Source organism: Paenibacillus sp. Y301 (assembly GCF_059445505.1).
In genome coordinates this window covers 1-21,476 of sequence record NZ_JCAIUL010000005.1, presented here as the reverse complement: position 1 = coordinate 21,476, position 21,476 = coordinate 1, and the positions used below count along the sequence as shown (strand labels likewise).

The window sequence follows — 21,476 nt, the reverse complement described above, 5'->3', positions numbered from 1 at the left end:
TTGTCGTTCCTATAAAATGGTGGTGTTTAATAAAAATGTTAAAACAAAATAAACGGATCAAAAAGATATTTTCAGTTCTTACTTTTAGTTTGATGATTGCTTTGCTTGTCTCCTGCTCTTCATCCCAAGGTACACCGAATGCTACAGCCATCTCTTTGAAACACTCCTTGTCTATGGATGACTTCGATCAGTTTCAGACATTATTCACTGAAGAAAAAAGGCTGTCTGCCACAAAGGGATTATTCGAAAAAATTAAGGGAATCAATTCAGCAGGTGCAGAATTTAAAAGCTATACAGTCATCACATTAGATAATGGTGAGATGGTACTTGTGAATTTAATCCCAGACGAGGAACAAGCTATCCAGAGCATAGCGGTTATTCCTCAGGAGTATAAAGTTCTATTTACCGAATAGAGACTTATTACGCTAACGGAACAGGGGATAGTTTGCTAACAGACTTTAATGGTTTGAATAATCAGAAATCGATAGCACCATAACAATAGGCAACCGAGATCATCTTCTGCTACCTATTAAGATATTCTAACTTAAATATTTCAAAATATACTTATCAGTATGTTCACTTAACTCAATCCCCTAAAGAAAGTATGAATGAGCGATCAGCCATCGTGTTTGCTGCATCTGAAGAGATATCTCAGAAAGTGAGAAACGGTGGATTCCAGATTCTTAATGATGAACTTTTTATCAGTAGCGGCACATCTTGTTTGTATCATACGAATGCTGTAGATGTTTTGAGAAATGCCGGGATTATGGTTAAAGATGCGTTGGAGCTATCAAGTCTTGAGATGATAAAACAATATGTAAGCTGTGGAAAAGGGTATGCTTTAGTTCCTGAAATAGCTATCAACAACGAACTTAAGACGGGTACACTAAAGATCCTACCGTTTAATTCCAAAATGAGTTTTTCGTAGGGCCTAATTGTTCATAAAAATCGTGAGCTTAGTTTTACGGCACAAAGTTTTCAATCTGAACTCCTGAGTTTTTTTAATAGGAAAGAGTATAGAGAATTAAATTGATTCGATTTCAAAGAGCAAGGAGATGTAGATGATGAAACAAAACAAATACGATGATCCAAATTTCTTTTCTGCATATAAGCAAATGCCCCGTTCAATCAATGGACTTGAAGGTGCAGGAGAATGGCATGTGTTAAAAGGATTAATGCCAGAATTACGAGATAAAAGTGTGCTTGATTTAGGTTGCGGTTACGGTTGGCATTGTCTATTTGCGCGCGAGAAACAAGCACGTTCAGTAATAGGTGTAGATATATCTGAAAGGATGCTTCAACAGGCTCGCGAACAAACAAATGATCCTGCCATTTCATATGTACACTTACCTATTGAAGACATTCAATTTGAAAATGCACAATTTGATGTGGTTATCAGTTCATTGGCTTTTCACTATATCGAATCATTCGCAGACATTTGTGCAAAAGTACATGCTTATCTAAAGCCAGGTGGGACTTTCATTTTTTCTGTTGAACATCCTATTTTCACTTCTCGTGATGAACAAGATTGGTACTATGATGAACAAGGAAATCGTATGCATTGGCCCGTAGATCAATATCAATCAGAAGGCGTACGCACAACATCATTCTTAGCACCCAATGTTATTAAATATCACCGAACCATCTCTACATATATGAATGACATAATTGAGGCTGGATTTGTATTGAAAGCCGTTAAAGAACCCATGCCTTCAGATGAATTGTTAAAGAATGACTCGATGATGCAAGATGAGAATCGTCGACCGATGTTCTTGATTATTTCTGCAGAAAAAGCGTGAGTCTGGGAACTGACTATTCGGACGATACTGTACATTTTTCTAATTAAGATAACGGGAAGACTTGTTTATTTGAGGGAACTATTTCACTCTTTCGTCGCAAGAAAAATCTGATGGTAGGAGATGTTAGCTATTTATGAAATATTTCAAGAAATGCTTAAAATCTGTACTTATTGGTGTAGTTCTTCTCTCGGCAGCAACGGTAGTAAACGCATCCAGCTCGATTCATGTTGCACTTAATGGTAATCCTGTATCCACGGATGTTATGCCTAAAATTGAGAACGGGCGAGTGCTTGTACCGATCAGCACGATCGCAAAAGCATTTGGGGCTAATGTCCATTGGAATAAGGATTCCAAGACAGTTGAAATTAGTACCGAGGAAAACGTATGGGATGACGATTTAGCGAAGAATATCTACTGGCAACCCATTCATGACCTAATCATGCAATATATCATCGGCTTTGATTCACGGAACCTCGACATAGTGAAGTCTCTTCGTTCCGAAGATTTCGACAGCGACGTGATTGGTCCCGAAATTACCATCCCAATAGGCGGAATCTTTCCAGCCGTAATTGACACCCAATTTATAGACGTGAAGCAGGATAAAAATTTTATTATTGCGGTACGAGTTGCAATTGTGAAGCAAGAGGCAGGTCTAATAAAACAAACCCTGGATTTTGTGTTAGAACCAGCAAAAACAGATTCGACATACGGTTACTTAATTAAAGGCATTTGGCAAGTCAAAGAGGAAAAGTTGAAAGAATATTCTCCGGTTCCCGGGATTTCTTTTCATAGCGAAGATATAAAATAAGGGTATCCAGATAAAACCGTCTCTCTAAGGATCAGTCATGTATGGCATTCAACCTTATTGGGACACCTTAGCCCATTAAACAGCGGCAGTCTAGGAATTTATTTTCTCGTCCACGCCTACCGCTGTTTCTATAATTGTGGCAATTCATAGCTCATGATAGCTGACGATTTAATAATTTGAAAAACGGTCTTGACATAAAGTGCATTCAACAAAACAAGTGAATCAAAAGCCAAATGGAGCAACGGTATTGCATTTCGCGCGTAAAGATGGAATGTAATTGCAACCATGCGTTATGGACTTCACTTTATTTTTACTTTTCAGGTTTTTCAGTCTATACATCCAATTTGTTAGGAGTGACTACGAATGCGTAGCGAAAAAGAGAAAATATACCCTAATTGCCCAACTATAATGAGAACAGTAGAGGTTGGCGGACTTACTAAATTGCAGCTTAATCAGAATTTACAACAATACTCTATCTTGATAAATGAGCTCGGAGAGAGGCTATTAGCTGACAATAAATTTACGACTTCTGATACAAAGTACAGCCTACATACTGTTGAACTAACCGTTGTTGCCCTTGGTTTTCCGGACGGAGCTACTACGGCTCAGATTTTTACAAGGGCAAGAGAACTTGGGTTGGAATTGTGTCCTCTTGAGCTAGGACCTCACCTTAGACTGAAGTATCTGGATCAGCCTGAAGGTTTTGCGGGTAATCCCATACAGCGACATCAAGCTCCTTCCGGTTCCATCACAATAGCATCGGAGATACTAACGGAAGATGATGATTTTCCTAAAGGTTTTTATCTTAGACGAATTGATGACGCGTTATGGCTGCGTGGATACATTGCTGACCATATTCATGTTTGGAATCCTGATGACCATTTTATCTTTTGTCAAACAAATTAGACCATTTCGATATGCTTTTCTCCTCTGATGAGTGAGAAGAGGGAAGAGTTCCGCTGAAACGGCTGTGCCGCCCTTGGAAAAGGATGGCGCAGCCGTTTCTACTTGTTTAACGAGCAGGTAAACGGAACTATTTGAGCAATTTATAAGAATATTAAGAAGTTCTTCATAATTATCGTAAATCTTTGTTAATATATTCCGTCTATAATTAAGCTAATGAAGGATGAATGCAGGAAGGTAGGTTGGAAATGGAACACTTTTATGTACTTGTTGTTGATGATGAAAAGGAAATACGGGATGTTATTGAAATTTACTTGAAAAATGAAGGAGTTACCGTGTTAAAGGCAAAGGATGGGATTGAAGCTTTAGAAATCATAAATGAACACCCAATCCATCTCATTATATTAGATATTATGATGCCCAAGTTGGATGGGATTTCCACTACATATAAAATTCGGGAGCAGAAAAACATTCCTATCATTATTTTGAGTGCAAAAAGTGAGGATGCTGATAAGATATTAGGCCTACATATGGGAGCGGATGATTATGTCACAAAACCGTTCAATCCAATGGAACTCGTCGCCCGCGTGAAATCCCAGTTGAGAAGATATGTGACTCTCGGTACTTATGAAGGTATTAAAAAAATAATTGATCTAAATGGCCTCACATTAGACAAATCAGCAAAAGAAGTGACCGTACATGGAGACCCCGTGAAGCTTACTCCAATTGAATATAAAATTGTTGAATTACTTATGACTAACGCCGGAAGAGTATTCTCGATCAATGAAATCTATGAACGTGTATGGAAGGAGCCTTGCTATAACGCAGAAAATACGGTAGCCGTCCACGTTAGAAAAATTCGCGAGAAAATTGAAATTGATCCGAAAAATCCAAGATACTTAAAGGTGGTATGGGGAATTGGATACAAAATGGAAAAATAGAATCATCATGGGTGCTTGCGTTTTTATGTTTTGTTTTGGCATAAGTGGGATCGCATCCTTCTTCACAAATAGCAACGATTACGTTCATCAGGACTATTTCCACACTCCTGAGTTTCAATACGAGCTCGACCGATTCGCCGGGGATTTAAGCATGTTCGAGCTAAACAATATGAATTTAAAGGAAGCGAAAAAAGCGATAGTGGTCTCTGAAGACGAAATTAATGAGTATCGTGATCGGTTTGGATATCTAATTACTAACATAAAAGATGAGTATGAATTTCTTATACAGCAAGCAATGGAAATGGATGACCAAGATGTAGCGGATATCTATCTAGCGGAAAGAGATAAAAAAATAGAGGATATTACCAATGGGATCAAGAATGATGAATTTATTAAAACAAAGGTTATAAATGAAAAAGAACAAAAAATAGATGAGTTCAACAAGGAACGAGAGGATCACCGTGCGGAATTTATGAAATACAAAGATGCTTTTTCTTACTATTTTAAAAATAGTGAAACTGGAAAAGTCAATACAAATCTAAACAACTCACAAGATGAATTAACGAAAGACGATATGTCTCCCAACAACATGTTGTTTATAACCAATTATTCTATATCCAGAGAATCTATGATGTATTATTATAGCATTCCGACTGAACTGGAAAGTTCATTTGTTCCTTTTGAAGGACAGATTGCGGTATCTAAATCTCTATCTTCATCGAACCCGGTTATGATCGAATATGAACGCTATAAACAGATGCAAATTATATGGTTGGTGTATATTTTAACAAGCGTAATCGCCCTTATTCTGTGTTTCTATCTCTTGAAAAAAGAGAAAGTTAATCTTGCTGGAATTGAAAAATGGCGACCCTATTATAATAAGGTTCCCATTGATTTGAGAATATTTATCTTCGCGACAATAGGAATTGTTTCTATGATCTACCTAGTTTTAATTAATGAACAAATTTTTTATAACTTTGACAATCTATTTATTTACGGCTGGGATATATTAATCTGCTTAGTAGTGGGATCAGTCCTCTGGTTTCTTACCCTTGTTCAAGGGAAATTTCTTATTGCAGAATTAAAGGACAGGAAGAACCTTAAAAAAGTATGGGGAAAGGCAATCCTGTCTAAAGTATGCCAAAGCATTAAGGCAATGTTCAATAAAGTAATACGTAGTCTGAAAGACGTTTTTATAAATAAAAGCATGGGCATGCAGTTGTTTATTGTATTAGCGGCAGTATTTGGGTTAGGTTTATTATCGATCATGATTATCGTAGATCCTATCTTTCTTGTTATATATATATTATTGCTTGGGTTAATAGGGCTTCCAATAGTAGTGGTGTTGATTAAAAACATCGGGTATTTCAACCGGATTGTAAACAAAACAAATGAATTGACTTGTGGAAATCTAGGTGAGGATATGCAGATATCAGGGACATCTGTTCTAGCCATGCTCGCTAGTAATATCAACATGTTAAAGCAAGATGTAAAACAATCGCAGAACGAACAGGCAAAGAGTGAACGCCTAAAAACAGAGTTAATTACAAATGTAAGTCATGACCTAAGGACACCGCTAACCTCTATTATTACGTATACTGAGCTATTAAAAACGACGAATTTATCAGATGAGGACAGGAAAGCCTATCTCGAAATTATTGACAGAAACTCCAAGCGGTTAAAGGTGTTGATTGATGATCTATTTGAAGTTTCGAAAATGGCCAGTGGAAATATGGAGTTGACAATGGAAAAGGTGGATCTCGTCCAGCTATTACAACAAGCACTTGCGGAATATGATGACACTATTAATGAATCCTGTCTGCAATTCCGGATTTCGTATACGGATATGCCAGTTTACGCCTTAGTCGACGGGAAAAAGTTATGGCGTGTCTTTGATAACCTAATTGGAAATGTTCTTAACTATTCGCTTGAGAACTCGCGCGTTTATATTACAGTGCGTAAGCTCGACAATCAAGTGATTCTTTCGTTTAAGAATGTCTCGAAATATGAACTTAGTGAAAATGTTGATGAGCTATTCGAACGTTTCAAACGTGGAGATTCTTCGCGTCATACAGAAGGTTCTGGACTCGGGTTAGCCATTGCGAAGTCAATCGTGGACATTCATGAAGGTAGTCTTGATATTGAAACGGATGGCGACTTATTTAAAGTGAGTATTTCTCTGAAGCTAGTGGATTAATGAAATGAAATTTGCGTATGTTTAAAGATCATCCGTGGTTGAAAGTGGAATAACGGTGAGATTAATAAATAGTAAATAACATAGATACGACCGGGGCGCAGTACAATAAATCCGGTCGTATCTTTGTTTAATATCATTCATGGGCAGTATGTTGTTTTATTTTTTTAATAGAAACTGACAAAAAAGTATCCTGACATTATAATTGTATTATATATCCATAATGGCACTTACCAGGAGGACGGCATGCAATTTCAACCAATGTATATTGATGGGGAATTATTTCTACCGAAATTCGAATTAAATATGACATCGAACCAATCGATAGGCATTATAACGGACTTGAAGCGAAAGCAGTTTTTAATGAAACAATTGGTTGATCATTCCCAATTTTATTTATTTCGAGCTCAACAAGGCGAGTATATGCGTTTAACGGTAGAAGAGCTCATAACCTTTCTAAGCAAAGTAACGGAGAGGAATGAGCATGTCGCTTTGTTAATGGATTATTTTGCTTTAAAAGAAGTACGGAAGGTAAAAATAAAGGATCTAAGCCCATCGAAAAGGATGTATGTGGCATTGCTGCGTGTCTTTTTTGCGCATCAGCCTACACTTGTACTGGAGGAACCCTATTTTTACTTGGAAGAACAAGATCGTCGTCATTTTAAACGGATTTTAGATGACCTTTCGAAGCAGATTTTAGTTATAACTTCGAATTTAGAGGATGCCATTATTTCCTGTGATGCAATTTATCGATTGAACGAATTTGGATTTCATCAATTGGATATTCGGGACTCCGAAGAGGATAAGCAGGAAGTGCAGAAACAAGATGAGGCCAATATAATCTTGCAGAAGATCTCTACCAAACGAAACGACAAAGTGATTTTATTTAATCCGCCTGAAATCGATTACATAGAAAGTATAGATGGTTCGATCCTTGTTCATGTGGGTGGGGAAAATTATGACTGTGTTTTGACCCTGACCGAGCTTGAGAAGAAGTTGATAAATTTCGGCTTTTTTAGATGTCATCGATCCTATATCGTTAATCTGCAAAAAATAAGAGAGATTATTACATGGACGAAGAATAGTTACAACTTGCGGTTAAATACAGGTCGAGATGCTGTGGTTCCGTTATCCCGTTCAAAATTGCAGGAATTAAAAACACTTCTTAATATTTAAAATATTTGCGAAGCAAACATAACTTCGTAAGCATATGCCATTTCCGGGGAAATGTCGCACCAATCAAGCTTAGATGGTACCATTCAGGCGATAACAGCTACATTTCAGCGGATTTTGATGGCACGAAGCTGGTAATATGTATATGTTTAAGTCATCAATGCTAAGGAAGTGGTGTTAATGGATGTTGTCCAGGTAGAACGTATTCGTAAGAGATTTGGAAATAAGGATGCGTTAGCAGATGTATCTTTTTCAATTCCGAAAGGGGAAATTTTTGGTTTCTTAGGTCCGAGTGGTTCAGGAAAAACAACATTAATAAAAATTTTAACTGCGCAGTTAAATCCGACAAGTGGATATGCAAGTGTATTTAATCAGCCAGCGGAGATGATGCAGCAGTCTGCACAGAAGGTACGCTTTGGCATTTTGACGGATAACAGTGGTCTATATGAGAGGTTATCAATAGAGGAAAATCTAGATCTGTATCGTAAGTTATATGATCTACCTAGATCTTCGGTCGATAAGGTGCTGCAGTTTGTAAACTTAAGCGGAGAGCGCAAAAAGAAGGTCAATCTCTTATCGAAAGGGATGCGTCAGCGTGTCATGTTGGCATGCGCGATTATCCATGAGCCAGAATTATTATTTTTAGATGAACCTACTTCGGCTTTAGATCCTGTAAACTCAGCACATATTTATAAAGGTTTACACTACTTAAATGAGAAAGGGACAACGATTTTTTTAACTACGCATGATATGGCTGAGGCAGAATTGATATGTAACCGTGTAGCGATATTGTATCAGGGACAAATCCAAACCATCGGCTCACCCAAGGAACTTAAACGACAGTATCGAGAAAACGTAGTTCGTGTTGAATTAATCAATGGAGAAACTTATGAGCTCCCGATCGATGAGGGGACGGCTGATCAAATCGCCGATTGGATGAAAAGAGGGTTAATTGATCGATTAGAAACGAAAGAGCCAAGTCTAGGAGATATCTTTATTAAAATGACAGGAAGTGAGTTACTATGAGTATCTCATTAAAACGAGCCCGGGCGATATTTGTTAAGGATTACAAATTGTTTTCACGCAATTATGCCGTTTCTATTATGTTAGTTTTTCCAATACTCATAGCGTTCCTTTATAAAGGCCAAGGCATATCCTCGGATGAAACATTTGGTTTTGTTCTGAATTTTTCGTTTGCGATGTTAACGAGCTTTGTACAAGCATGCTTGATTGCGGAAGAAAAGGAGCGAAACACCTTACGTTAGTTAATGATGACTCCTGCCACAGCCATGGATGTTTTAATTGGCAAAAGTGCTCTAGTCTTTGTAATGTCTTCTGTCGTTCTGGCTATCACAGCCGATTGAAGAAATGGATAGACCTTTTTAATGGTTTTTCAACCAAATATTTGAAACATTATTTAGCTTGGTTTCGTTATGTAGTCAGCAAGGAATATGAGAACACCACATCGAATAAGAAAGATATGTTAGTCAAATCGTATCTTTTTACTGTAACTTACACAAATACCAAACTTAGGATTTTTTATTCTTGTTAAACTAACAGTCAGTACAAGAAGACTTTAATACGTTACGCATTATAAAAAATATATTAGGAGGTATGGAGCATTTGAGGAACACATTCATATTAAGTATTATAATTTTACTATTTGGAGTATTATTATTAGCTGGTTGTAGTGGGAATGAAGTTAACTTACAAAATGGAGATAAGCATATAACCGAAGAAATGAATGAAGTCATTTCTGATTATATTATTCAAAAAAACTCATCCTCATTTAAAAACACAGAAAAGCAATTTGAAGTCCACAAAGTATACGGCACGAATGAATCAGATGGGGTAATAAGCGTTTATATGTGGTCTTATTATGGAGGATTTAATAAATCCACTGGATCAGAAGTCCAAACAGGATATTCATTACCTGCTGTAATTCGGTTAAGTATAAAAGAAGAGAATTATTCTGTTATTGAATACACAGAAACACAAGATGGTGATTTGTATCAGTCCTCTCTAAAAAAAATGTTTCCCCCAAAATATTTAAAATTGGCTCAACAAGATAATGGGAATGTAAAGGATTTGCAAAATGAAATGTACAAGAAAGTAAAACAATGGTTAGAGAAACAGGAGTAATTGTCAGTGAAATTTAATTATCTGGTATTCAAGTAACGGTTATGATAGCTAAGAAAACCGCCTTCGTGATAAGGCGGTTTTCTTATGCTCAAATATCAACATTATAATTTAACATAGCCTAATTATTGCATCGTTTCTATTTGTGGTAAACGACATAAATACTATACTTTTTAAAGTATAAGCTTTAATTTTTAAATAGAATGTTAAGGTAAATATTGTTAAATTTATTATTGTAAACGCTTTCAAATCTATTTTCCATAATAGAATCAGTATAATTTCTTGAACAACTACCGCATTAGAGGAATGAACATCATGATAAGCGGCTTAGGGGGAAATGAATTGAATTGGGGAAGAAGAAACTTCATGCGAAGTGTGGCATTTCGATGGATCGTGTCGTACGCCGTGATTTTATGCATACCTGTTATTCTTAGTGTCATCATATACAGCCAGACTAGGGGAATCGTGAAATACGAGATTGAGAAGGCAAGCAGTGCAATGCTGTTGCAAGTGAGATATATCGTAGACGCAGAGCTACTTCAGACGGAGCAATTGGCCACTCAACTATCCATACATCCGGATGTACGGAGATTGTTAACTTCGCCAGCAAATGAAAGTGCCTATTCTATATATGGAATGAAACAAGAACTGAACAAGTTACTATCCACTAACGATTTTATTAAGGGAATATACCTCTATTCAAAACCTCTGCAATCCGTACTCTCGAGTGAAACATATGTAAAAGACCAGCTATTTTACGAAATGAAACATCAGACAGATACGTTCACTTATAAGGAATGGCTTGAGTTGATCAACCGATCTCAGTCTGATAGGTATGTGTCGATTCCAGTTGAGAACCAAGGTAAGATCGTATCTACCCCTTCCTACATTCGGTCGTTGCAGTTACAAACAGAGGGTGACTCGGCCGGTACGCTTATCATACCGCTTAATGCCGAGAAGATGATGACCATGCTCGCAAACATCGATTGGGTGGAACAAGGTCAAGTGTTCATCATGGATACGAATAACCAAATCCTGTTTCAGAACGCCGAAGATTCTACCATAAATCTATCGTCATACCAAGAATGGAACGAGCACGGGACGGGCACCTTTACTGACACCTTTCAAGGAATTGAATCGATAGTAACGATTGAGTCGTCCGATACAACGGGTTGGAAGTATATCAGTGTGTTTCCAACCGAGGTCTTCTGGGAGCGTGCTGGGAGCATTCGTACGATGAATATACTCGGACTTTTACTTTGCTTCGTGATCGGTGGCGTGGTCATATATTATTTCGCTCGTAAAAACTATGATCCTGTAAAACAACTGGTGAGTGTATTTTCCCGGAGTCCCTTGCAAGCCACCGGACCGGACACGGACGAATATATGTTCATTCGGAGAAGTGTGCTCGCGACAATTCGAGAGCGTGATGATATGAACAATAAACACGTTCTACAGATTAGGGTTTTGCAGAATTACTACCTAGGGAGGCTGTTAAAGGGGCAGGCGGATCGGAACGTTCCGTTGTCAGAACTGGCGAAGACTCACAATTTGTATTGGACGTCTGATCGTTTCGCCGTTCTGTTATTTTATATCGATAGCGAGGAGGGTGGGATACATGATCTAACCTTGTCTCAGTTTATCGTGTCCAATATCGTCGCGGATTCGGTCGGTGACTGCCTAACGTTACATTTCACGGATGTAGACGGAACACTCGCAGCGGTTGTGAACGTCGATCCGGATCGTGAGGAGCAATGGAAAGAGGATATCGAGGAAAATTTAGCGCAAGCTTGCGAATTCATTATGGTCCGCTATAAGCTTCGCTTTACGACGGTAGGAAGTGAACTTCAAACTGGCTTGGATGGTGTACATCAGGCCTATCTTCAGGCTTTGGAAGCCCAAGAATTCAGTATGTTGTTAGGGGAAGGGCTATTGATCTGGTACGGGGATATCAAACCGAGCGAGAGTAGTTATTTCTTCACGGTAAATGACCAGATGATTCTAATTAATTACTTAAAGGCTGATGAATTCGAGAAGGCGAAGCAAATGATCGATAACGTTATACAACAAGCTTTCCAGAGGGAAACGTCGTCTGAAATTGCGAAGTGTGTCCTGTTTGATGTAGCGACTACGCTAATCAAGACGATTCCCGACCAAGAGCAAGCCGGTATGGCTTGGGATGAATGGCGACCATTAAAACGACTGTTGTCATGCTCAACGAAGATGGAATTCCATCAAGAGCTTCTCGACATATTTGATCGGATATGCACTGTGCTTCGGAGTAAGCAGAATGTACAGACGAGCGTAGGGATCGGTGAGAAAATTGTGGATTTTGTACAGGAGAATTACAACGATAAGAACTTAAGTGTATCCCTGATTGGAGAACAATTCCGATTGACACCGCAGTATGTATCTCGATTGTTTCGTGAACAGATAGGGCGGGGGCTACATGATTATATTAGTCAGACTCGTGTGGAAGCTGCCAAGGCGCTGTTACTAGAAGGAACTAGTATTGATGAGACAGCAGGTCTGGTCGGATTCACAAGTGGTCATGCGTTTATTCGTGTATTCAAGAAGTATGAAGGGATCACACCGGGGAAATACAAGACAATCCAGTAATAAATGAAGAAACAGAATGTCTTTGAAAGGAGCCTAATGACGATGGGAGTACACAATTTGGACTTTCTAAGGAAGAACGGAATCGCGTTCGTCTGCTTAATCTTATTCACGTCTGGATGCTTAGAACGAAGAAGTATGGAAGATCGATCGTTGACAAAGTCAGAGAGTACAATTCGAGAACAACACTTTCCTGTAACCTCCGATAATGCGTTCGAATATCCCATGCAAGGAGTTCCGGAGCTGACGTTAATGACGGAGTTTGCGGATATGGGGCTACCCAATGTGGGACCGATTGACGAGGAATATGAGAAACGAACAGGCATTGCGATTAGACATCTCGGTGGTGTCCCCATGCAAGACAATAAATTCAGTTATCTTCTTGCCTCTGGGAACTTACCAGACATCTTTATGAATAACTGGCTTCAGTTTCCCGGAGGTCCTGAACGAGCTATCCAGCAGGGGTATATCCTTCCTCTGAATGACGTTATTGATCGGTATGCACCGAATTTCAAGCGTGTGTTAGAAGAAAACCCCGAGATTGATAAGATGGTGAAGACGGATAGTGGTATCTATTATGCGTTTCCGTTCATTCGCTCGGAGGTGGGTAAGGTGTACGGGGGACCAATCATTCGTAAGGATTGGCTTGACGAGTTGGAACTCCCGATCCCTACGACAATGGATGAGTGGTACGAGACTTTGAAGGCATTCAAAGAGAAGAAGGGGGCGACGGCACCGTTGACGCTCCGAACCCTATTCATGGGGGAACGAACGGCAGGTTTCGCAGGCGCTTTTGGCGTTATGGGGAATTTTTATATTGAAGACGGAAAGGTAAAGTACGGTTTTCTAGAACCAAAATATCGGGAATATCTGGAGACGATGGCTAAATGGTATAAGGAAGGGTTGATCGATAAAGATTTTGCCGTATTAGATTTGGAGTCCGTGGATAAAAAAATGACTTCTGGGGTAAGCGGAGCAACCATTGGCTGGTTTTCGTACATTGAGAAATATAATCTCACGATGCTATACAATAACCAGACAGCGCGTTATATAGCAGCCCCATATCCAACGTTGCGAAAAGGGGATATCCCGAAGTTCGGACAGCTTGACAACGCTTATGCAGGTACCAGTTCGGCAGCGATCAAGTCCACGACGAAAAACCTAGAAGCAGCGGTTCGGTGGTTAGATTACGGTTATTCGGTAGAAGGCAGCCTGCTGAACACGTTCGGCATCGAAGGTATTACGTATACAATGGAGCAGGGTGAACGGAAGTATACCGATTTGGTCGTAGCGAATCCCGATGGTTTATCTAGTGATCAGACGATGCTTCAATATGCCCACCAAACGAACTTCCCAATGCTACAACACGATTCACAACTCGAATGGAAGTTCGAAGAAACAAATCAGGCCATAGAAGTATGGCGAAATACGAAGCATGAAGATTATTTGTTGCCACCGATTACGCCAACGTCGGACGAGGCCAGCGAGTTAGCTACACTGATGGACGGGGTGGATGAGTACGTAAAGGAAGTGGAACTTCGAATCATTCTGGGTGTGAATTCTATCGATGTGTACGACGACATGGTGAAGCAACTGAAGTTATTGGGAATTGAACGGATCTTAGAAATAAAACAAACTGCATATCAACGATATATAGACAGATGACCTCTGAAGGCTTGGAGGTCGTCTTTTTTGTCATCCGATTCTAGAAAGGGCCCATTCGTTTCAAAATGTCACTCGTGATTTCCTTGTTTATGTACATCATTATTGTTATTGAACATTGATGATCGACGCTTTCTCTAATACATTGATGGAGAGACAGAAAACGTTAGAACCGAGTCCTGCTAGGGAAAATTCTCGTAAGGAAGTGATGACGGAATGGCAGCTCATGCGCAAGAGAAGGCTGTAAGTACAAGTTCACTTTGGAAACACGTTAGAAAGGAATGGAAACTTTATTCGTTCTTAGTTATACCTGTTATCTACTTCATCATCTTCAAGTATGTACCTATGCTCGGAAGCATTATTGCATTCCGGAAGTATAGAGGCGGACCGAATATTTTTGGATCGGAATGGGTTGGGTTTACTTACTTCGAGATGTTTATGAAGGATCCGACGTTCTGGAGAGCCTTCTTCAACGATTTAAGCTTAAGCGTAAGTTATCTCCTGGTTAAATTTCCGATTACCTTGATATTCGCACTGCTACTGAATGAATTAGGAAGAATGAGGTGGAAGAAATTTGTACAAACCGTATCTTACCTTCCCCATTTCATTTCTATGGTTATCGTAGCTGGGATGGTTAAGGAATTAGTTTCCTTAACGGGTCCTATCAACTATGTATTGGGTTTAATCGGGCTTGATAAGATCTCTTTCATCTCCCTACCGGAATGGTTTCCAACGATTTACGTCACCTCCGGCGTCTGGCAAAGTCTTGGCTGGGGAACGATTCTATATTTGGCGGCGATGACTGGCATCAATACGGCACTCTATGAAGCAGCGAAAATGGATGGAGCGGGCCGGTTCCGATTGGCCATGCATGTCACGATTCCCGGTATTTTACCGACGATTATGGTGCTCTTAATTCTAGATATCGGCAGTATCTTAGGTTCGAATTTCGAGAAAATATTGCTCCTGTATAATCCTCTGACTTATGAAACGGCTGACGTCATCTCCACATACGTCTACCGAATGGGTATCACAGGAGGCAATTTCAGTTATGCGACGGCGGTAGGTTTATTCGAAGGCGTCATAGGACTGATATTGGTAACCATCGCAAATGAAGTATCGAAGAAAACTACGAAATCTAGCTTGTGGTAGAAAGGAGTCGATCTTTGGTGAAGCGAACCTCAACCTTTAGCGCATTTAATTTGATTAATGGATTATTCATGATGTTGATAGTCTTCTTCACATTATATCCATTCATCTATCTCGTGGCGCAGTCTTTTAGTTCTGAAGCCGCTATCTATGCTGGGAAAGTGACAATCTTTCCTGTTGAATTCACGACCAAAACATACGAAGTCATATTGAGTAAGCCAGACTTCTTCCGCTACTACTGGAATACGATTGTTTATTCCGTGGTAGGTACGCTTATCGCGGTGGCTGCAACGGCTGTAATGTCGTATCCTCTATCCAAAGATAGATTACGCCTCAATAAGTTCTTTATTCCATTCGTTCTGTTTACGATGTATTTCGGTGGAGGTCTCATTCCGAACTACATTCTAGTCGCGAAGACTTTGGGCATGCGAGATACGATCTGGGCTATTGTCGTCCCGGGGGCGATCAGTGCCTTCAATGTCATATTGATGAAGACGTTCTTTGCCGGCATACCTAACGAATTGGAAGAAGCGGGGCGTGTCGATGGTCTCGGTGTGTTCGGGATATTCATAAGAATTGTACTTCCTTTATCGAAGCCGATCCTAGTGACGATTATGCTATTCGTTATGGTCGGTATGTGGAACAACTGGTTCGGCCCCTCGCTCTATTTACAGTCGAAAGAGAAGTGGCCAGTCGCTTTATATTTGAAACAAATTATTGACAATGCGGTCAGTCCGGCAGAAGTCGGGGCCACGTCGGAGCAAGCTAGCCAAATCGCAGCAAGCGTCAAATCGACAGCTATGGTTCTCACCTCGGTGCCCATTATCTGCATATACCCTTTTGTACAGAAGTATTTCGTACAAGGGATGATGATTGGGGCAGTAAAAGGGTAACCGATATAATCGGAAGGGCTACTGCCTTTTTCGTTATATAAAAACACAGGAGCTAATAAAAGGGAGGTACGTTATGAGTAGATTCAGTAAAGCAACACTAATGATGATGTTGGTAATGACGGTCGCGTTGACAGCAGCATGCAGTTCGTCTGGAAATGAGGGCGCTTCCAAAAATGGAACACCTACTCCATCGAATAGCACAGGTACGAAAGAGGGTTCGACTGTAGCAACGGATTACAAATTTGGGGAAGGACAGACGTTCCATTCCAATGAAGCAGTAACCTACTCTATGATGTACAGCGATCACGAGAACTACCCTTATAATAAGGACTGGCGGCTGTGGAGTGCTATTCAAGAAAAGACGAACGTAACCTTCGATCTGGCGACCACGGCTAGAACAGAATATGAGAATCAAAAGTCTCTATTGGTGAACAGTGGTGATGCGCCATATATTATTCCTAAGACGTATGATGAATCTGCATTTGTGTCAACGGGCCAGATTGTAGCTGTCAGTGATTGGGTGCAATACATGCCGAACTTCACCAAAGCTATCAAAGATTGGGGCATGGAAGAGGATTTAAAAGCTAAAATGAAGGATGATGGGAAATATTATGTCCTTCCAGGAATGTGGGAAATTGCGGGCGGCGGATATTCCTATATCATCCGCAAGGACGTATTCGAAGCGGCTGGTGTAGACGTCGAGGGACAACAAGCGAACTGGACTTACGATGATTTCGCTGCTGCTATGATGAAAGTGAAAGAATTTACTGGGAAGCCATATGTCTTCTCAGATCAATCGAAGGGTGAATCTACCCTGAATATCGCTGCCATTCAATATGGCGTTACCGGAGGATGGGGAATAGCTAACGGCCTGGTCTACGACCACGACAAGCAACAATTTAATTTCGCTGATTCATCGGACGACTTCAAGCAATACCTTGGATTTTTCAATAAACTCGTGAGTGATAAAATTATGGATCCTGAATCCTTCACACAAGAGGATGATATTGCAAAGGCTAAGTTCTTCCAGGGAGATAGCCTCGTAATTAACGGTAACTACCAGGTCATGTCAGATTTCAAGTCCAAGATGGCAGATCCGAAAAGCGAGCTATACATGATCACGGCTCCTGGCGGACCTAAGGGTAAGCTCCAAAACGAAACCTCACGTCTAGAGAACGGCGTTATGATCAGCAAGAACGCGCTTGACGGTCTTGGAGAAGAAGGATTTATCAAGATGCTTCGTTTCGTCGACTGGCTCTGGTATTCTAATGAAGGCCAGACACTATCCTTATGGGGCGTAGAAGGGGAAACCTATACCAAGGATGCGGAAGATAACATTGTACTCAATAAGGATATCTATTTCAATGGATTAAATGAGGGTGCTACGAAGCAATTAAACGTAGATTATGGATTTGCTAATGGTGTCTTTGCATACGGTGGTGACACCAAACTGAAGATGTCCAAGATGTCGGAAGGTGAGAAGGACTATACGAATCGCACCCAGACGACACGGGAGCCGCGCAAATTAGCACCTCCTATCATGGGTTCGATTGAGGAAACAGAACAGATGAATCTCATCTCAACGCCGCTTATTGATTACGTGAAGACAATGACATTAAAGTTCATCACCGGTCAAGAAAGCCTTGATAAGTGGGATAGCTATAAGGCACAGGTCGAAGCGAATGGTAGTACGCGGTATACGGAGATGGCAAATGACATTTTCCAGAAGACTAAGGGTTTACTAGGTTACTAATTATTATTATAAACAGTGATAGGTGTATGACTCCCGAAGGAGAATATGCAAATAGGGTTGTCGTGTAATTCTTAATGTACAAAAAGAATGGATAGAGACTTCAGATATATTCTGATTTCTCTATCCATTTCTTATTTGATTTCTTCGTTTTATTTCGAAGAAGTAAACAAACCTGATCCTAGAAGCCCACTCCAGAAATCGTGGAATTGTGGAATATCGAGCTGTTGATTCGCATCGGATAGAGCTGTCGCTGGATCGGGATGCACCTCAACCATAATGCCATCGGCACCAGCAGCTAGTGCAGCCTTAGCGCATGGAAGGAATATATCCTTACGACCTGTAGAGTGTGTCACATCAACTAGGACAGGCAAGTGGGTCTCTTGCTTCAACAATGGAACTGCTGAAATATCTAATGTGTTACGTGTTGCTCTTTCATACGTACGAATACCTCGTTCGATAAGCATAACTTGAGAATTACCATGGTATAGAATATATTCTGCAGCATGAATGAATTCATCCAGCGTTGCGGCAAGGCCACGTTTCAATAGAACGGGAATCTTCGCTTCACCAGCGGCTTTTAATAGCTCGAAGTTCTGCATGTTACGAGCACCAATCTGGATCACATCAATTGTCTCGGCTGCAATCTCCATATGAGCAGGATGGACAATCTCACTGATGATTGAAAGACCGAACTCATCGCCAACTTCCTTCAACATCTTCAATCCGTCGATACCAAGTCCTTGGAAATCATACGGCGAAGTGCGGGGTTTGAATGCACCACCACGCATGACCGTCACACCAGCTGCTTTAAGAGCCGCTGCTACGGTACGTAATTGTTCCATAGATTCTACAGAGCAAGGGCCAGCGACCATAATGGGAGAGCCATTTCCGACTACCGTATTCCCTTTTAGAGGGATGACCGTATTAGATTGGTGTTGTTTACGGCTGACCAATAACGTACGCTTATGTTCTTTCTCTTGAACGTCAAGGGAAGCTTTGAATATCTCCTTGAACAAGTGTTTAATCGTGCTATTGTCGAAAGGACCTTGATTCTTAGCAATAAGTTGTTCTAGCATTTCTTTTTCACGAATAGGGTCAAACTTAGGCACACCTTGTTTCTCTTTCACGACACCAATTTCATGACTAATGCGCGCTCTCTCGTTCAATAACTCCAATAATGTACTATTCACCTTATTCAGTTCTGCTCGTAATTGATCTAATTGTTCATTCATTTCCCCATAACCTCCATATAAAATAATAAAAAGCCGTCTCGCAAGGGACGGAAAATTCCGCGGTACCACCCTCGTTAGACAGCCAAATGTTTTGGTTTCTCACTTAACACGGATAACGGCGTGTGCCGGACTTCCTTACTGCAACCCGGGTGCGTTCAGGAAGTCGACTCTGGAGTGAATTTCATCCTTGCAATTCCTGTCGGTTCGCTCTCAATCTGTGGCGTACCGTCCCTGTTAGGGTGCAGTGGATTACTTGTCTCCATCATGGTCTGTATTTCACATGAAATTTGTATCATTATATGCACGATAGGTAAAATAAAGCAAGTTATCGCATTAACGCATTGATGTGAATGTTTACGTATGAGATATCTTTAAACGCTTCGTGATGAGTGTAACAATTATAACATTCTTCCGAAGTTCTGTAGAAATATAATAAGACCAAATTGACCAGTAAATGGAATGATGGACAGTTAATGAATTAAGGGGGGGAGTTAAGTTAAATCATGAAATCTAAACACGAACGATCGTGGATATTGTTTATTTTACAGTTATTTTTAGGTGTGGGAGCTGTATTCGGTGGTGTGCGCTTAATGATTGATCCAACGGGGGAATCAGTGGGATTACCATCGAGCCTGTTAGAAAGGTCACCTTTTCAAGACTTCTTGATTCCAGGTATTATTTTGTTTATTGTTTTAGGTATTTTTCCGTTATTGCTATCCATGACACTCATAACAAGATGGGAGTGGAGCATGGCTGATAAAATAAATATTTTTAAAGATCGTCATTGGAGCTGGACATTTTCATTGTATAGTGGATTTGCAATTATTATCTGGATAGCGGTACAAGTCTATATGATTAATGCAGTTTCGCTTATCCATATGGTGTATATCACTTTAGGATTAGTCATTCAAATCGTTACGTTATTGCCTTCGATCCAAGCTAGGTATAAGACCAAATTGAATATCTAATTTCAAAAAAAACAAGAGCCCTTGTAATGGGCCCTTGTTACCTTAAGTGACATCAAATTTTTCTTGTGTGTAGATGGGATAGATATGATTATTGACCAGCCTAGACACAAGCGCTCAATGTTTCCTTGATCCAAGCGCGAATATCATCTTTTTTGTACTGAAGGATAGGCATTGTATCTTCTGGATCTAGATAGGCGTCACGGTCTTGAACTTCTGCGATGTAGCTCAAATGTATACCATGTTCCTTGCCGGAAGCTTCTGTTTCAATATCGTATTGCTCCATTGTTGGTTTAACGGATTCAAGCGGAACGACCTGGATTTTGCTGTTGGGTTGTTGTAATGCATCGGCAATCATTTGATAGAACTCGCTGTATTTCATATTAGTGTCACATATGGCATACTTGCCTTTATGTTGGCCAAATTCAATTGCGCCTACAGCTGCTTCTGCTACTTGCTTCGCAGTTACCATTGCTGTACCACCTTGTTGAATAGGAACCAAATCTTTACCTTTAACTCGATCAATGAACATCGTCCATAGTGGAGCACGCCCAGGCATTACACCAAATATATATGGGAGACGAAGACTCATGACATCCATCTTATCTTCGCCCTCCATGATCGCAACTTCCTCTTGCAATAGACGTGTACGCGGATAGGCATTATGTTCTTTTAAATCTAGATCCGTCCATTGTTCGGTAAAGTGTGAAAAATATGAGTTAAACAAGACAAACTTTTTCACGCCCGCTTTTCTCGCTAGTCTAGCTATTCTTTGAGCAGGAAGGACGTTAGCTTCATAGAAAAACTTGCTTGCTGGTGCTTGTGGAACGACTCGTTCATCAGCTCCTGCTGCATAGACAAAAGCGTATACGCCATCTAATAATTCCATGACTTGTTCATCGGTATAAGTATTAAGATCGCCTAAGAGCGTTTCAACTTCTTCAGGAAATAAGTTCTCATCTGGAAAAGGAGGAAGGGATATGGAAGATACTTTATACCCTCTTTTCAACAACTCATTAGTAGTGTAATAGCCTAGAAATCCAGTTCCACCTAAGATAAATACTTTCTTCATAATATCTTCATCTCCTAAAAGGGTATGTATGCTAAAGTTAAATCAAATATATCATATCTCATATAATAGTTAGTGATTTTTATCACAAATTTAAAATTAAATTTAAAATAATGAATCTTTTAAATATATAAATGCGGACGTCAATGGTATGGGAATCTGAGGATTTCCCATACCATT

The 21,476-nt window shown here is 40.0% G+C and carries 18 protein-coding genes, 1 pseudogene and 1 other annotated feature; of the genes and pseudogenes, 17 read left to right on the top strand and 2 right to left on the bottom strand.

The annotated features are described in order from the left end of the window. Positions 1 to 35 precede the first annotated feature (35 nt). The 16 genes and pseudogenes from AC1D69_RS10405 to AC1D69_RS10330 all read left to right on the top strand — a co-directional run bounded on the left by AC1D69_RS10405 (position 36) and on the right by AC1D69_RS10330 (position 18,030). Complete coding sequence (locus AC1D69_RS10405) at positions 36 to 413, top strand: hypothetical protein (protein WP_495456095.1); 378 nt, start codon at positions 36 to 38, stop codon at positions 411 to 413. A 191-nt stretch (positions 414 to 604) separates the two neighbouring features. After that, positions 605 to 928, top strand: a complete 324-nt coding sequence (locus tag AC1D69_RS10400; RefSeq protein WP_495456094.1) for a LysR substrate-binding domain-containing protein — start codon at positions 605 to 607, stop codon at positions 926 to 928. A 136-nt stretch (positions 929 to 1,064) separates the two neighbouring features. Then, positions 1,065 to 1,799, top strand: coding sequence for a class I SAM-dependent methyltransferase (locus AC1D69_RS10395; RefSeq protein ID WP_495456378.1), 735 nt, complete (start codon positions 1,065 to 1,067; stop codon positions 1,797 to 1,799). 133 nt (positions 1,800 to 1,932) lie between these two features. After that, positions 1,933 to 2,607 carry a stalk domain-containing protein gene (locus tag AC1D69_RS10390; RefSeq protein ID WP_495456093.1) on the top strand — a complete coding sequence of 225 codons (675 nt, stop codon included), beginning with the start codon at positions 1,933 to 1,935 and terminating at the stop codon, positions 2,605 to 2,607. 363 nt (positions 2,608 to 2,970) lie between these two features. Then, positions 2,971 to 3,513: a helicase gene (locus AC1D69_RS10385; protein WP_495456092.1), complete on the top strand. Its 543-nt coding sequence runs from the start codon at positions 2,971 to 2,973 to the stop codon at positions 3,511 to 3,513. A 245-nt stretch (positions 3,514 to 3,758) separates the two neighbouring features. Continuing rightward, positions 3,759 to 4,451, top strand: coding sequence for a response regulator transcription factor (locus AC1D69_RS10380; protein WP_495456091.1), 693 nt, complete (start codon positions 3,759 to 3,761; stop codon positions 4,449 to 4,451). Then, positions 4,429 to 6,648, top strand: coding sequence for a sensor histidine kinase (locus AC1D69_RS10375; RefSeq protein ID WP_495456090.1), 2,220 nt, complete (start codon positions 4,429 to 4,431; stop codon positions 6,646 to 6,648). Before AC1D69_RS10380 ends, AC1D69_RS10375 begins: the two co-directional genes overlap by 23 nt. A 243-nt stretch (positions 6,649 to 6,891) precedes the next feature. Further along, positions 6,892 to 7,821, top strand: coding sequence for a LytTR family transcriptional regulator DNA-binding domain-containing protein (locus tag AC1D69_RS10370; protein WP_495456089.1), 930 nt, complete (start codon positions 6,892 to 6,894; stop codon positions 7,819 to 7,821). A gap of 177 nt (positions 7,822 to 7,998) precedes the next feature. Further along, positions 7,999 to 8,844: an ABC transporter ATP-binding protein gene (locus AC1D69_RS10365; protein WP_495456088.1), complete on the top strand. Its 846-nt coding sequence runs from the start codon at positions 7,999 to 8,001 to the stop codon at positions 8,842 to 8,844. A gap of 322 nt (positions 8,845 to 9,166) precedes the next feature. After that, positions 9,167 to 9,302, top strand: a pseudogene (locus AC1D69_RS10360) (IS1595 family transposase); the annotation flags it as partial. A 139-nt stretch (positions 9,303 to 9,441) separates the two neighbouring features. Continuing rightward, positions 9,442 to 9,960, top strand: a complete 519-nt coding sequence (locus AC1D69_RS10355) for a hypothetical protein (RefSeq protein ID WP_495456087.1) — start codon at positions 9,442 to 9,444, stop codon at positions 9,958 to 9,960. A 339-nt stretch (positions 9,961 to 10,299) separates the two neighbouring features. Then, entirely contained in the window at positions 10,300 to 12,576 is a 2,277-nt protein-coding gene (locus tag AC1D69_RS10350) for an AraC family transcriptional regulator (protein ID WP_495456086.1), read from the top strand. A 42-nt stretch (positions 12,577 to 12,618) separates the two neighbouring features. Beyond that, positions 12,619 to 14,238, top strand: a complete 1,620-nt coding sequence (locus AC1D69_RS10345; RefSeq protein ID WP_495456085.1) for an extracellular solute-binding protein — start codon at positions 12,619 to 12,621, stop codon at positions 14,236 to 14,238. A 213-nt stretch (positions 14,239 to 14,451) separates the two neighbouring features. Beyond that, a complete protein-coding gene (locus AC1D69_RS10340) occupies positions 14,452 to 15,387 on the top strand; it encodes an ABC transporter permease (protein WP_495456084.1) in 936 nt (311 codons plus the stop codon). A gap of 17 nt (positions 15,388 to 15,404) precedes the next feature. After that, positions 15,405 to 16,277 carry a carbohydrate ABC transporter permease gene (locus AC1D69_RS10335; protein WP_495456083.1) on the top strand — a complete coding sequence of 291 codons (873 nt, stop codon included), beginning with the start codon at positions 15,405 to 15,407 and terminating at the stop codon, positions 16,275 to 16,277. Between the two features lie 73 nt (positions 16,278 to 16,350). After that, positions 16,351 to 18,030 (top strand): ABC transporter substrate-binding protein, encoded by a 1,680-nt coding sequence (locus tag AC1D69_RS10330; RefSeq protein ID WP_495456082.1) that lies wholly within the window; start codon positions 16,351 to 16,353, stop codon positions 18,028 to 18,030. Between the two features lie 149 nt (positions 18,031 to 18,179). Here the strand turns inward: AC1D69_RS10330 and AC1D69_RS10325 are convergent, their stop codons facing one another. Continuing rightward, positions 18,180 to 19,262, bottom strand: coding sequence for a bifunctional 3-deoxy-7-phosphoheptulonate synthase/chorismate mutase (locus AC1D69_RS10325; RefSeq protein ID WP_495456081.1), 1,083 nt, complete (start codon positions 19,260 to 19,262; stop codon positions 18,180 to 18,182). Between the two features lie 40 nt (positions 19,263 to 19,302). Further along, positions 19,303 to 19,537: a binding site (T-box leader), on the bottom strand. A 228-nt stretch (positions 19,538 to 19,765) separates the two neighbouring features. Between AC1D69_RS10325 and AC1D69_RS10320 the strand changes: the two genes are divergently transcribed. After that, entirely contained in the window at positions 19,766 to 20,230 is a 465-nt protein-coding gene (locus AC1D69_RS10320; protein ID WP_495456080.1) for a hypothetical protein, read from the top strand. 100 nt (positions 20,231 to 20,330) lie between these two features. On the opposite strand, the gene AC1D69_RS10315 is transcribed toward AC1D69_RS10320, so the two are convergent. Next, positions 20,331 to 21,299, bottom strand: coding sequence for an NAD-dependent epimerase/dehydratase family protein (locus AC1D69_RS10315; protein WP_495456079.1), 969 nt, complete (start codon positions 21,297 to 21,299; stop codon positions 20,331 to 20,333). Positions 21,300 to 21,476: the final 177 nt, after the last annotated feature.